Origin of the sequence: Massilia niabensis (assembly GCF_042655085.1) — a bacterium.
Lineage (GTDB): Bacteria > Pseudomonadota > Gammaproteobacteria > Burkholderiales > Burkholderiaceae_D > Telluria > Telluria niabensis.
Genome location: NZ_JBHSMU010000013.1, coordinates 97,202 through 110,495 on the forward strand (window position 1 = coordinate 97,202; position 13,294 = coordinate 110,495).

Below are 13,294 nucleotides of genomic sequence, written 5' to 3' on the forward strand. Positions count from 1 at the left end.
GCTAGTTGAGCAGGGCCTCGATGCCGCCGACCTTGCGTCCGTTCCGGTCCTCCGCGCGTAGCGCATCGTCGCGTACGCCTTGCAGCTCCGCCTCGACACGCTCGGCGCGCAGGCGGACGATCTCGCCAGCGGCGGTGAGCAGCATCCCTCGTCCTTTCCGTTCGAACAACTGAACGTCAAGACTCTCTTCCAGGGTGGCGACGGAGCGCACCACCGCAGATGAGGCGCGGTACAGGGATTCGGACGAGCATCATCTGCCGCCTAGCAGGCAGGTGCGCAGTCCGGTTATACGCCCGTCCATTCGGATCAATCACCGTGTGTGCCAGCTGATGCTCAATCAGGTCCACCCGCTCGCCCAGCACCTCATCCAGGATCGTTCGCGCCATCGCACGGAAACCGTGTCCCGTCATGACCTCCTTCGGATAGCCCATGCTCCGAAGGGCAGCGTTGACAGTGTTCTCGCTCATACCGGCATTGCCAAAGTCGATCTCGGTCCATTCGGCACCACGTAGCTCGCCCGGGCGTACGAAGAAGAGGGCAGACAACTTGAGCGCTGCGGCGGCGTACGGATGGCCGCTGTAGCCGTAGATCGAGCGCATAAGGCCGGCAACCTGATGCGGTTCGGTAATCGCCGCGTAATTCCGCTTCTTCGGTGTGGCGAGGGCGCCTTTCAGGCCGGCGGTCACATCGCGCTCCGCCAGCCCGGCGGCAACGGCAAACCGGAATACCTGGCCGCAGATCTGCTTGACGCGATGCGCGGATTCAAGCGCGCCGCGTGCCTCGATATGCTGCAGGCAGGCCAAGACGTTACGAGGCGTCAACGTAGCGATCGGCACCTCGCCGATATACGGAAAAACGCTGCGCTGTAGCCATCCAGTGACCTTTCTTGGGTAGTAGCCGCGCGTGAGGCAGCGGTCTTCTGCAGCCAGGAACGAGCGACGGTTTCAAAGGTCTGGCTGGCAGCAGCGGCTGCTGCCAATTTGTGCTGGCGTTTGGCGAGATTGGGGTCGACGCCGTCGGCGAGTTGCGCCTGCGCTTCGGCACGCCCCGTGCGGGCTTTGGAGAGGGAAACAGTGGGGTACACGCCAAGGGCGAGGGTCTTGCGCTTGCCGAGGTAACGATAGTCGAGCCGCCAGTATTTACCAGCCGGAGTGACGAACAGGTACATGCCTTCGCCGTCGGAGTATTTCTGTCCTGGCTCACCTTTGGCCTTGACAGTCCTGACGAATGTGTCGGTCAGCGCCATGGCTGCCTCGCGGGTTGTGACGGTATACGCATTTTAAGCCGCCACGTATACCGTCAAACCTACTGCCAGGCGCTTGATCTGATTTGCGCCAAACCGAGACGAACTGAGCCGTTCATCTCCCTATGTCTACGAGGACCAGGAGGCCAAAATGAGACGCTGTGCGATGCTGCGAGATAATTTAATGGTGCCCGGAGCCGGAATCGAACCGGCACGCCCTTGCGAGCACGGGATTTTAAGTCCCGGGTGTCTACCAGTTTCACCATCCGGGCAGCGCGCCGGATTTTAGCACAGGCGCGCTCTTTCAGGTCAGCATTGCAACTTCCACCCGCCCTGGTCCTCTTGTACTCTTTCAGCCCAGCCATCGAATGGTGTAGCATGCCTGCCGGCGCCATGAGGGCGTGAAGAGAAGTACAAGGACCTGAATTGAACATCACCATTAACGACCAACTCCGGGCGTTCGTCGACCCGCTCGCCGACATCGAATACGCTGCGCTCGAGCGCAGCCTGCTGGCCGAGGGCTGCCGCGACGCCCTCGTGTTGTGGCGCGACACCCTGATCGACGGCCACAACCGCTACGACATCTGCCGCAAGCACGACATCCCATTCCGCACCGTCCATAACAACAGCTTCGACTCGATTGAGGACGTGATGCTGTGGATGATCGACAACCACCTGGCGCGCCGCAGCGTGTCGGACTTCCAGCGCGGGTTGCTCGCGCTGCGCAAGAAGGAAATCGTTACCAACCGCTTGGCGCAGCAGATGGCCGAGGCGCCGCCGGCGCCGGATCCCGACGACATGGATTCGCGTCCGCCGCCGCCGTGGAACACGCGCGAGGAAGTGGCCAAGGCGGCGCGGGTGTCGAGTAATACCATCAGCCAGATCGAACGCATCCAGAAAGCTGCTACTCCGCAGTTGGTGGAAGCGGTGCGTTCGGGCACGATTTCGATCAACGCCGCGGCGAATGTGGCCTCGTTGCCGGAATCCGAGCAGATCGCCGCCGTGGCCGGCGGGCGCAAGGAACTCCAGCAGGCCGCGCGCCAGGTGCGCGAGCAAAAGGCGGCGGGCAAGCCGAAGAAGCTCGGGCCGGACGGCGAGCCGGTCGACGAAAAGGCCGCCCTGCGCGCCGAGATCGCCGCCCTGAAGGACCGCATGGCGACGCTGTTGACCGAGAACGAAATCCTGAAGCAGAAGCTGGCGAATGCTGGCAACTGAGGCCGGCGACTGAGATCCCGCGACCGAACACAAGCATAACAACACCGGAGACCACCGCATGTTCCTGCCCCGTACCTTCGCATCGACCCTGGCCGGCGCGCTTCTCGCGACCGCCGCTTTCCCGGCGCTGGCCGAACCGGCGGCAGCAGGCGCACAGGCGGCCAGCGCCCCCAGCGCATCCGCCGCCGACCTGGCGCGCTGGAAGAAGACCGCGGCACGGGTGACGATCATGCGCGACAAGTGGGGCATCCCGCACGTGTTCGGGAAGAACGATGCGGACGCGGTCTTCGGCATGCTGTATGCCCAGGCCGAGGACGACTTCAACCGCGTCGAGCTGAACTACATCAACGCGATGGGACGCCTGGCCGAAGTCGAGGGCGAGAAGGAAATCTGGCGCGACCTGCGCATGAAGATGTATATCCAGCCAGCCGACATGCAGGCCAAGTACGCAGCCAGCCCGGCCTGGCTGAAGGAATTGATGAAGGCCTTTGCCGATGGCCTGAATTTTTATCTGCATACGCATCCGGAAGTGAAGCCAAAGCTTATCACCCGCTTCGAGCCGTGGATGGCGCTGTCGTTCAGCGAGGGCAGCATCGGTGGCGACATCGAGTCGATCGACCTGAAGGAGCTGGAAGCGTTCTATGGCAAGGGCCCCGCACCGCAGTTGGCGCATGAGATTGCAGACAACCGCAACGTGCTCGACGCCGAGCCGCGCGGCTCGAACGGCTTCGCCATCGCCCCCAAGCTGTCCGCCTCCGGACGGCCGCTGCTGCTGATCAATCCGCATACTTCCTTCTACTTCCGCCCCGAAATCCACATGGTGAGCGAGGAGGGCCTGAATGCCTATGGCGCCGTGACCTGGGGCCAGTTCTTCATCTACCAGGGCTTCAACGACAAAACGGGCTGGATGCATACCTCGGGCGGCGGCGACGTCATCGACGAGTACCTGGAAACGGTCGTCGAGCGCGGCGGCAAGTTCTTCTACAAATACGGCAAGGAAGAACGGGCCTTGCGCGCCGTGCCGGTGAACCTGCCGTACAAGACGGCGAACGGCGGCATGGGCAGCCGCACGGTGACCGCGTACTTCAGCCACCACGGTCCGATCGTGCGCGGTGAAAACGGCAAGTGGGTCGCCGTGAAGATGATGGACGAGCCGGTCAAGGCACTAACCCAGTCCTACAGCCGCACCAAGGCGAAGAATTACGCCGCCTTCTACAAGGCGATGGAGTTGCGGACCAACTCGTCGAACAACACCGTGTATGCCGATGCCGACGGCAATATCGCCTACTTCCACGGCAATTTCATTCCGAAGCGCGACCCGCGTTTCGATTGGAACAAACCCGTGGACGGCAGCAACCCCGCCACCGAGTGGCAGGGCCTGCACGCCATCAAGGACACGATCACGCTGTTCAACCCGGCGAGCGGCTATATCTCGAACACGAACAACTGGCCCTTCAGCGCCTCGGGCGCGAACAGCCCGAAGCAGGCCGACTATCCTGCCTACATGTGGTCCCTGCCCGAGAACGCGCGCGGCGTGCATGCCGAACGCGTGCTGAAGAACGCCAAAGGCTTCACCATCGACAGCCTGATTGCCGCCGGCTACGACAGCTACCTCACCGCCTTCGAGCCGCTGGTGCCGCAACTGGCAAAGGACTTCGACGCGCTGCCTGCAGGCGACGCGCGCCGCACGAGCCTGGGCCTGCAGGTGGCCGCCCTGCGCGGCTGGAACCTGCGCTTTGCCCTGGATTCGGTACCGACCGCGCTGGCAGTGTACTGGGGCCAGGAAATGGTGGCGGCAGCCGCACCGAAGGCGCGCGCCGCCGGCGTGCCGACGGTCGACTTCATCACGAAGCACATCGGCCCGGCCGAGCGCCTCGACGCCCTGGCGCGCGCCAGCGCAAAATTGACGGCCGACTTCGGCACCTGGCAAACGCCTTGGGGCGAGATCAACCGCTTCCAGCGCATCAGCGGCGAAGTCGACCAGCAGTACGACGACAGTAAACCAAGCTACCCGGTGGCCTTTACCTCAGCGAACTGGGGCTCGCTCGCCTCGTTCGGCATGGTCGCCAAGCAAAAGACGAAGCGCATCTATGGCGACCGCGGCAACTCCTTTGTCGCCGCCGTCGAGTTCGGCCCGAAAGTGCGGGCCAAGAGCATCCTTGCGGGCGGGCAGAGCAGCAATCCGGCGTCGCCGCACTTCGCCGACCAGGCCGCGATGTACGCCCGCGGTGAGTTCAAGGACGTGCTGTTCTACAAGGAAGACATCGAGAAGGCACTGGAACGCAAGTACCGCCCAGGCGAACGGACCCTGCCATGACGCGTAGCGAGAAGGACAAGATGCTGGCGGGCGAGCTGTTCCACCCGAGCGCGGCAGAGCTCCAGGCCGACCTGGAGGCCTGCGCCGCCTGGCTGGCGCGCTACAACGCGGCCATGGGGGAGGCGTCCGGGGTATGGCATGCGCTCCTGCAGGAGCGGCTGGGCGCGGCGGGGGAGGGGGCCATCGTGCGCCCGCCCTTCTATTGCGACTACGGCTACAACATCCACCTCGGCGCCAACGTTTTCCTCAACTACAACTGCGTCATCCTCGACGGCGGGCGTGTGCGCATCGGCGACGACACGCGCATCGGCCCGGCGGTGCAGATCTACACCGCCGACCATCCGCGCGACCCCGAGGTGCGCCGCAGCGGCCTGGAGTCGGGCCTGCCGGTGACGATCGGCAGCAATGTCTGGATCGGCGGCGGCGCCATCATCCTGCCGGGCGTGACGATCGGCGACGACGCCATCATCGGCGCCGGCAGCGTGGTGACGCGCGACGTGCCCGCGGGCGCCACCGTAGTCGGCAACCCGGCCAGAATCGTGGGCGCTTAAGTCAGCGGCCGCCGCTGGCGCCCCAACCGGTGCGCTTGCTATAATTTCGCGATTCACAATATCGGTTCGCAAGGCAGGCAGTGGCTAAACTCTATTTCAGGTATTCGGCGATGAACGCCGGCAAGTCGACCGCGCTGCTGCAGGTGGCTCACAATTACGAAGAGCAAGGCCAGCAGGTCAAGCTGTACACGGCCGCCATCGACAACCGCTACGGCGTCGGCCTGATCACCTCGCGCCTGGGACCCCAGCGCCAAGTCGACACCTTTGACGGCGGCACCAATTTCCTCGCTGCAGCCCCGGCGGTGGCCTGCGTGCTGGTCGACGAAGCCCAGTTCCTCACCAAGGACCAGGTGCAGCAACTGCACCAGCTGGCCCAGGTGCGCGGCGTGCCGGTCATCTGCTACGGCCTGCGCAGCGATTTCCGAGGCGACCCCTTCCCGGGTTCGGCCTATCTGCTGGCGCTGGCAGACGACATCGAAGAAATCAAGAACATCTGCAGCTGCGGCAAGAAAGCGACGATGAACGTGCGCGTCGACAGCGAAGGCCGGCGCATCCGCGAAGGCGAGCAGGTCAGTATTGGCGGCAACGAAAGCTACCGCCAGGCCTGCGGACGCTGCTTCTACTCCCGCTAAGCGCAATTGATGAGCCTGCCTGCCTGGGCGCCGGCTGCCCTGGGCACGTACGGTGCGCTTTTGCCCGACCTTCTCCTGTACCTGCTGCCGTCGCTGGCGCTCGCCTTCCTGTTCTGGATGCTCTCCAGCCGGCATCCGGCCTTCTTCCTGCTGACTGCGCCCGGCACCCTCTGCCACGAGCTGGCGCATTTTGGCGTTGGTCTATTGACCAACGCAGAGCCCATCGGCATCAACCTGCTCCCGCGCCGCCGCGGCCGGGTCTGGGAGCTCGGTTCCGTCACTTTTGCCAACCTGCGCTGGTACAACGCCGCCCCGGCCGCGCTGGCGCCGCTGCTGGTGCTGCTGGTGCCGCTTGCGGTGGCGGCCTGGCGCACCGGCCCCGGCTGGCGCTTCGGCCCGCTCGACCTGGCGCTTGCCCCGCTGCTAGCACCCCAGTTCCTCTCGTTCTGGCCCTCACCCGTAGATTGGCGCCTGGCAACGCGCTCCTGGCCCTGGCTCGTGATTGCCGCCGGGGCTGGCGCCGTGTTCGAATGGCATGGTCTTCTGTTTCAGTTTGTAAAAACCTGACCACCTGCGCTTAAGCCAGCCTTAATCTGGCACGAACGCCCGGTTGAACCTGCCTCTGCGCGGCGGCGCGTTCCTGTAGAATGGGTTGAAACTATTAGTACCGCACTCCATATCGAAGGTGTTACTGCGCGGCGTTGCCGAGAAGTATCCAGTGCCTTGCAGGCAGACAAATAAGTTCACGTTCGGAGAACGCATACATGAAGAAGCAGATGTTGATGGTTGCCCTGGCGTTTGCCATTTCCGCGCCGGCCGTCACTGCGGTCACCCCGCAGCCGGAAAAAGTCGCGTCCACGCAAATGAAGCCGGTCGCCGCACAGACGCAGGCCGCGCTGTGGGCCTCGCGCGTGCTCGGCCGCTACCACTACAAGGCGGTGCCGCTCGACGACGCGATGTCCCAAAAGATCTTCGACAACTACTTCGAAACGCTCGACGGCGAGAAGCTCTACTTCACGCAGGCCGACATCGACCGCTTCGCGCCCATGCGCACGAAACTCGATGACGCCATCAACAACGAAGACCTGACGATGCCGTTCACGGTCTACAACCTCTACCACCAGCGCTTCGCGGACCGCATGAATTATGCGCGCGGCCTGCTCAAGACCAAGCTCGACTTCACGACCGACGAAACGCTGCAGCTCGACCGTGAAAAGGCGCCCTGGGCGAAGAGCGAGGATGAAGTGCGCGACCTGTGGAGGAAGCGCGTCAAGAACGACTGGTTGCGCCTGAAACTTGCCGGCAAGGAAGAAAAAGCGATCCGCGAGACGCTCGACAAGCGCTACGCCGGCTATGTCACGCGCCTGCAAAAGCTGAACAACGAAGACGTGTTCCAGATGTTCATGAACGCGTACGCCACCGCGATCGAGCCGCACACCAATTACCTCGGCCCGCGCTCGGCCGACAATTTCGACATCGCCATGCGCCTGTCGCTCGAGGGCATTGGTGCTGTGCTGCAGTCGCGCGACGAATACACGGTCATCCGTGAAATCGTTCCCGGCAGCCCGGCCGACAAGTCCGGCAAGCTGAAGGTCGGCGACCGCATCGTCGGCGTGGCCCAGGGCAACGCCCCATTCACCGACGTGCTCGGCTGGCGCATCGACGATGTCGTGCAGCTGGTGCGCGGCGAGAAGGGCACCACCGTGCGCCTCGACGTGATCCCGGGCGACGCCGGCGTCGACGCCAAGCACGTCGCCGTCTCGATGGTGCGCAAGAAGATCAGCATGGAAGAGCAGGCCGCCAAGAAGTCGATCATCCAGGTCAAGGATGGCGGCGCCACGCGCCGCATCGGCGTGATTTCGCTGCCGACCTTCTACCAGGACTTCGAAGCGCGCCGCAAGGGCGACAAGGACTTCAAGAGCGCCACGCGCGACGTCCAGCGCATCCTGGGCGAGCTGAAGAAGGAAAAAGTCGACAACGTCCTGATCGACCTGCGCAACAACGGCGGCGGCTCCCTCATCGAGGCGGTCGAGCTGACCGGCCTGTTCATCGACAAGGGCCCGATCGTGCAGCAGCGCACCGCCGAAGGCCGCGTCGAAGTCGAGAGCGACACGACTGCCGGCCTGGCCTGGGACGGCCCGATGGGCGTCCTGATCAACCGTGGCTCGGCCTCGGCCTCGGAAATCTTTGCCGCCGCGATCCAGGATTACGGTCGCGGCCTCGTGATCGGCGAGCCGAGCTTCGGCAAGGGCACCGTGCAGACGCTGATCGACCTCGACCGCTTCTCGCAGTCCGAAAAGGTGCGTTACGGCGAGCTCAAGATGACGATCGCCCAGTTCTTCCGTGTTAACGGCGGCACCACCCAGCTGCGCGGGGTGACGCCCGACATCAAGCTGCCGGTGACCTCCGACATCGAGCACTTCGGCGAGTCGTCCTTCGACAACGCGCTGCCCTGGGTCTCGATCAAGCCGGCGACCTTCCTGCCGTCGGGCGACCTGAAGGAACTCATCGCGCCGCTGCAACAGCGCCACGAGGCGCGCATCGCCAAGGACAAGGACTTCCAGGAGCTGCGCGAAGACATCGCCGAGGTGATGAAGCTGCGCAAGGAAAATACGATTTCGCTGAACGAAACGGTGCGCCGCAAGGAACGTGACGCCCAGGACGCCAAGGCGAAGATGCGCGAAGCGCGCCTGGCGGGCGCCAAGGGCGCCACGTCGGACGAGCCGGCGGCCGCACCGGGCGGCAAGGAAGCACGCAGCAAGGTGCCGGTGCCGACCAAGCCTGCAAAGGCCGTGGTCGCGGCGCGCAGTTCGCCGTCGCGCGACGACGGCCTGCAGGCCGACGAGCGCGACCTGGCCGCCGAGATCGCTGCCGAGAAGGCGGCCAAGGACGCCAAGGACGTGCTGCTGCAGGAGGCCGCGCACATCCTGGCGGACGAAGCGGCCATGCTGAAAACCGACACCCGGATGGCCTCGCGCGTAATGCCCTACATGGAGCAGCCCGCGCAGATCAGCGCCCGCAAGTAACAAGCAACTAAGCAGTAACAAGCAACCAAGCAGGGATTCACTCCTGCCAAAAAAGCTCCCTGAGGGGAGCTTTTTTCATGGTGGAATCAGCTTGATAATACCCCGGCCTTTTCGGGTACAATTCTCGTGAACGATCGTGCTTTTTCTGAGGGCGCGACGATAACAAGGAGACCGGATGGACCTGAACTATTCCGCCGAGGAGCTGGCATTTCGCGATGAAGTGCGGACCTTCCTCGATGCCAACCTGCCTGCCGACCTGCAGCACAAGGTCCGCAAGCACCTGCGCCTGACAAAAGAAGACAACGTCCGCTGGCACAAGATACTGGCTGAAAAAGGCTGGGTCGCGCCGGGCTGGCCCGTCGAATTCGGCGGCCCGGGCTGGACGCCGGTCCAGCGCCACATCTTCGAGGACGAGTGCGGGCGCGCAGGCACGCCGCGCATCATGCCCTTCGGCGTGGACATGGTGGCGCCGGTCATCATGGCCTTCGGCAGCCAGGCTCAGAAGGATTATTACCTGCCGCGCATCCTGTCCTGCGAGGACTGGTGGTGCCAGGGCTATTCCGAGCCGGGCGCCGGCTCCGACCTGGCCTCGCTGAAGACGACGGCAGTCCGTGATGGCGATGCCTACATCGTCAACGGCCAGAAGACCTGGACCACGCTCGCCCAGCACGCCGACATGATCTTTTGCCTGGTGCGCACCGACAGCGGGGTGCGCAAGCAGGAAGGCATCTCCTTCCTCTTGATCGATATGCACTCGCCGGGCATCACGGTGCGCCCGATCATCATGCTCGACGAAGACCACGAAGTGAACGAAGTCTTCTTCGACAACGTGCGCGTGCCGGTCGGGAACCTGGTTGGACAGGAAAACCGCGGCTGGACCTATGCCAAATACCTGCTCGGCCACGAGCGCACGGGGATTGCCGCCGTCGGCCGCTCCAAGCGCGAACTCGCCTTCCTGAAAAGCCTGGCGCTGCGCGAGCGCAAGAACGGCATGCCCCTGATCGAAGACCCGCCGTTCGCAAGCAAGCTGGCGAGCCTGGAAATCGAGCTGATGGCGCTCGAAATGACGGTGCTGCGCGTGCTGGCACGTGCCGACAAGGCGCCGGGCCCGGAAGCATCAGTGCTGAAGGTGCGCGGCACCGAAATCCAGCAGGCGCTCACCGAATTGATGGTGGAAGCGGCCGGCCCGATGGCGCTGCCCTTCGACCCGGGCTACCTCGAAGGCGAGCGGGATCAGAGCGCGTTTGAGGATGACGATATTGCACCGCTGGCCGCGTACTACTTCAACTATCGCAAAACGTCGATCTACGGCGGCTCGAACGAGATCCAACGAAACATCATCACCCAGATGATCCTGGGGCTGTAAGGAGAGCACATGGACTTCAATTTCAATCCGGACCAGACCCAGTTCGCCGATGCCCTGAAACGCTGGATCGCGCGCGACTACGGTTTCGAGGCGCGCCGTGCAATCATTCGGTCCGAAGCGGGTACCTCCGACGCTGCCTGGGCGACGCTGGCCGAACTGGGCATGACGGCGCTGCCGGTGCCGGAAGAGCAGGGCGGCTTTGCCGGCACGGCGGTCGACATGTTCGTCGTCATGCAGGAGCTCGGACGCGGCCTGGTGGTCGAGCCGTATTTTGCGACCGTGCTGGGCGCCGAATTCCTGCGCCTGGCCGGAACGCACGGCGAGCTGCTCGAGCGGGTTGCGAGCGGCGAGCTCAAACTGGCCTGCGCCCTGGGCGAGCGCCAGTCGCGCCACGACATGTTCGATATCGCCACCCGTGCCGAGCAGAGCGGCGACGGCTGGCTCCTGAACGGCGAGAAGAAGGTCGTGATCCACGGCGCCCAGGCCGGGATGCTGGTCGTGTCCGCGCGCAGCGGCGGCGGGCAGCGGGACGCGGATGGCGTGTCGCTGTTCGTCATGCCGGCAAGCACGCCAGGCATCACCATTACCGATTGCCACACCCTCGACGGCCTGCGCGCGGCCGACGTCCGCTTCGAGAACGTGGCCGCTCCTGCCGGGAGCCTGATCGGCGCGGCCGGCGCGGGCGGGGAGATCCTCGACGCCGCCCTCGACTACGGCGCGGGCCTGCTGTGCTTCGAAGCGCTCGGTGCGATGGAAGCGCTGTTCCAGGCCACGCTCGAGTACCTGAAGACGCGCCAGCAGTTCGGCGCCCCGATCGGCAAATTCCAGGCGCTGCAGCACCGCATGGCCGACATGTACATCCACCTCGAGCAGGCGCGTTCGATGGCGCTGCTGGCGGCGGTGAAGCTCGGTTCCGCCGATACCGGCGAGCGCCGGCGCGCCGTCTCTGCCGCCAAGTACCGCATCAACCAGGCCGCGCGTTTCGTCGGCCAGCAGGCGGTCCAGCTGCACGGCGGCATGGGCGTGACGGACGAGCTGCCGGCCTCGCACTACTTCAAGCGCCTGGCGATGATCGAACTGACGCTCGGCGATGCCGACCACCACCTGGCGCGCTTCATCGCGCAGCCGGGTTTCGCGCAAGCGGAGGCCGCATGACGAAGGGAAGTACAACTGCGCAATGGTATTTCGAAGACTTCCAGCCCGGCCAGGAGATCGACCTCGGCCAGCGTAGCGTCACCGAGGACGAGATCATCGCCTTTGCCACCCAGTTCGATCCGCAGCCCTTCCATATCAACAAGGAAGCGGCAGCGCAGTCCATCTACGGGGAAGTGATCGCCAGCGGCTGGCATACCTGCGCGATGATGATGCGCATGGTGGTCGACGGCATTCCCTGCGCCGAGTCGAGCATGGGTTCGCCCGGCCTGGACGGCATCCGCTGGCTGGCCCCGGTGCGCGCCGGCGACACGCTCTCAGTGCGCTACCTGACGAAGGAGGTCAAGGCGTCGAGCTCGAAGCCGGACCGCGGCGTGGTCTGGTCGACCTGGGTCGCGACCAACCAGAGCGGCGAGACCGTGTGCACGATCGACGGCATGGCGATGTTTCGCCGCAGGCCGGATTGAACGCCGGTTTATCGCTTGCGGGACCTTTGAAGTCGACGTAGGGTGGACGGGGGATTCCAGTCCCCCGGACTGAAATCCCCCGTCCACCCTACGGGACTCGACAGCTCACGCGTACTTGCTCAACTCCAGCTTCGCAATCGCATTCCGATGCACCTCATCCGGCCCATCCGCCAGCCGCAGGGTGCGGTTGCCGGCCCACTGGTAAGCGAGCGGGAAGTCGTCCGACACGCCGGCCGCGCCGTGCGCCTGGATCGCCCAGTCGAGCACGTCTTGGGCCACCGTGGGCGCGAGCACCTTGATCATCGCGATCTCGGCCTGCGCGCCCTTGTTGCCGACGGTGTCCATCATGTAGGCCGTTTTCAGGGTCAGCAGGCGCGCCGTGTCGATGCGGATGCGCGACTCGGCGATGCGCTCGCGCCAGACCCCTTGCTCGGAAATCTTGCGGCCAAAGGCCACCCGGCTGTCGAGGCGCGTGCACATCAACTCCAGGGCCCGCTCGGCCACGCCGATCGCACGCATGCAGTGGTGGATGCGGCCCGGCCCGAGGCGGCCCTGGGCGATCTCGAAGCCGCGGCCTTCGCCAAGCAGCATGTTCGAGGCCGGAACGCGCACGTTCTCGAACAGGATTTCGCAGTGGCCGTGCGGGGCGTCGTCGTAGCCGAACACGGGCAACGGGCGCTTGATGGTGATGCCCGGCGTGTTGGCCGGGACCAGGATCATCGACTGCTGCTGGTGGCGCGGGGCAGCCGGATCGGTCTTGCCCATCACGATGAAGATCTGGCAGCGCGGGTCGCCAGCGCCCGAGATCCACCACTTGTGGCCGTTGATCACGTAGTCGTCGCCGTCATGCTCGATGCGGGTCGCGATGTTGGTCGCGTCCGACGAGGCGACGTCCGGCTCGGTCATGGCAAAGGCCGAGCGCATCTCGCCCCTCAGCAGCGGCTCGAGCCATTGCCCCTTGTGCTCTTCGAGGCCATAGCGCTCCAGCGTTTCCATGTTGCCGGTATCGGGCGCCGAGCAATTGAAAACCTCCGGCGCCCAGGGCACGCGGCCCATGATCTCGCACAGCGGCGCGTAGTCGAGGTTCGACAGGCCCTCGGGGGCGCGTTTCGACTTGGGCAGGAACAGGTTCCACAGGCCCTGGTCGCGCGCCAGCGGTTTCAGGCGCTCGATGAGCTCGAGCGGCACCCAGCGGTTGCCGAGCGCGCCGTTGCGGTCCACTTCTTCCTTGAACGCCTTTTCGTTCGGGTAAATGTGCTCGTCCATGAAGGCGAGCAGGCGCGTGCGCAGTTCCTTGCAGCGGTCGGAATAATCGAAATCCATTG

12 protein-coding genes, 1 tRNA gene and 1 pseudogene are annotated in these 13,294 nt (G+C 64.7%); 9 read left to right on the forward strand and 5 right to left on the reverse strand.

Annotated elements, in window-relative coordinates; translation table 11 throughout:
- Nucleotide 1: 1 nt before the first annotated feature.
- From ACFPN5_RS12345 to ACFPN5_RS12360, 4 genes and pseudogenes are all read right to left on the reverse strand, one after another.
- Nucleotides 2-145, reverse strand: a complete 144-nt coding sequence (locus tag ACFPN5_RS12345) for a hypothetical protein (protein WP_379783924.1) — start codon at nt 143-145, stop codon at nt 2-4.
- Between the two features lie 577 nt (nt 146-722).
- Nucleotides 723-836: pseudogene (locus tag ACFPN5_RS12350) on the reverse strand (phage integrase central domain-containing protein); the annotation flags it as partial.
- Nucleotides 818-1,246 carry an Arm DNA-binding domain-containing protein gene (locus tag ACFPN5_RS12355; protein WP_379783604.1) on the reverse strand — a complete coding sequence of 143 codons (429 nt, stop codon included), beginning with the start codon at nt 1,244-1,246 and terminating at the stop codon, nt 818-820. The pseudogene ACFPN5_RS12350 and the gene ACFPN5_RS12355, both read right to left, overlap by 19 nt.
- Nucleotides 1,247-1,428: 182 nt before the next feature.
- A tRNA-Leu gene (locus tag ACFPN5_RS12360) sits at nt 1,429-1,515 on the reverse strand.
- 154 nt (nt 1,516-1,669) lie between these two features.
- Here ACFPN5_RS12360 and ACFPN5_RS12365 point away from each other — a divergent pair.
- The 9 genes from ACFPN5_RS12365 to ACFPN5_RS12405 all read left to right on the forward strand — a co-directional run bounded on the left by ACFPN5_RS12365 (nt 1,670) and on the right by ACFPN5_RS12405 (nt 11,969).
- Nucleotides 1,670-2,458 (forward strand): hypothetical protein, encoded by a 789-nt coding sequence (locus tag ACFPN5_RS12365; protein WP_379783606.1) that lies wholly within the window; start codon nt 1,670-1,672, stop codon nt 2,456-2,458.
- Between the two features lie 58 nt (nt 2,459-2,516).
- Entirely contained in the window at nt 2,517-4,775 is a 2,259-nt protein-coding gene (locus ACFPN5_RS12370) for a penicillin acylase family protein (RefSeq protein ID WP_379783608.1), read from the forward strand.
- The gene (locus tag ACFPN5_RS12375) at nt 4,772-5,326 is read left to right on the forward strand and encodes a sugar O-acetyltransferase (RefSeq protein WP_379783610.1); all 555 of its coding nucleotides are present in this window, start codon (nt 4,772-4,774) and stop codon (nt 5,324-5,326) included. The genes ACFPN5_RS12370 and ACFPN5_RS12375 overlap by 4 nt, the downstream gene beginning before the upstream one ends.
- 80 nt (nt 5,327-5,406) lie before the next feature.
- Nucleotides 5,407-5,958, forward strand: a complete 552-nt coding sequence (locus tag ACFPN5_RS12380) for a thymidine kinase (RefSeq protein ID WP_379783612.1) — start codon at nt 5,407-5,409, stop codon at nt 5,956-5,958.
- A 9-nt stretch (nt 5,959-5,967) separates the two neighbouring features.
- Nucleotides 5,968-6,525 carry a hypothetical protein gene (locus tag ACFPN5_RS12385; protein ID WP_379783614.1) on the forward strand — a complete coding sequence of 186 codons (558 nt, stop codon included), beginning with the start codon at nt 5,968-5,970 and terminating at the stop codon, nt 6,523-6,525.
- 197 nt (nt 6,526-6,722) lie between these two features.
- Entirely contained in the window at nt 6,723-8,984 is a 2,262-nt protein-coding gene (locus tag ACFPN5_RS12390; RefSeq protein ID WP_379783616.1) for a carboxy terminal-processing peptidase, read from the forward strand.
- A gap of 175 nt (nt 8,985-9,159) precedes the next feature.
- On the forward strand, nt 9,160-10,350 hold the full coding sequence (locus ACFPN5_RS12395; protein WP_379783618.1) for an acyl-CoA dehydrogenase family protein: 1,191 nt from the start codon (nt 9,160-9,162) through the stop codon (nt 10,348-10,350).
- Nucleotides 10,351-10,359: 9 nt separating this feature from the next.
- Nucleotides 10,360-11,505, forward strand: coding sequence for an acyl-CoA dehydrogenase family protein (locus ACFPN5_RS12400; RefSeq protein ID WP_379783620.1), 1,146 nt, complete (start codon nt 10,360-10,362; stop codon nt 11,503-11,505).
- Nucleotides 11,502-11,969, forward strand: coding sequence for a MaoC family dehydratase (locus ACFPN5_RS12405; RefSeq protein WP_379783622.1), 468 nt, complete (start codon nt 11,502-11,504; stop codon nt 11,967-11,969). Before ACFPN5_RS12400 ends, ACFPN5_RS12405 begins: the two co-directional genes overlap by 4 nt.
- Before the next feature lie 105 nt (nt 11,970-12,074).
- Here the strand turns inward: ACFPN5_RS12405 and ACFPN5_RS12410 are convergent, their stop codons facing one another.
- Complete coding sequence (locus tag ACFPN5_RS12410) at nt 12,075-13,292, reverse strand: acyl-CoA dehydrogenase family protein (protein ID WP_379783624.1); 1,218 nt, start codon at nt 13,290-13,292, stop codon at nt 12,075-12,077.
- Between the last annotated feature and the right edge of the window lie 2 nt (nt 13,293-13,294).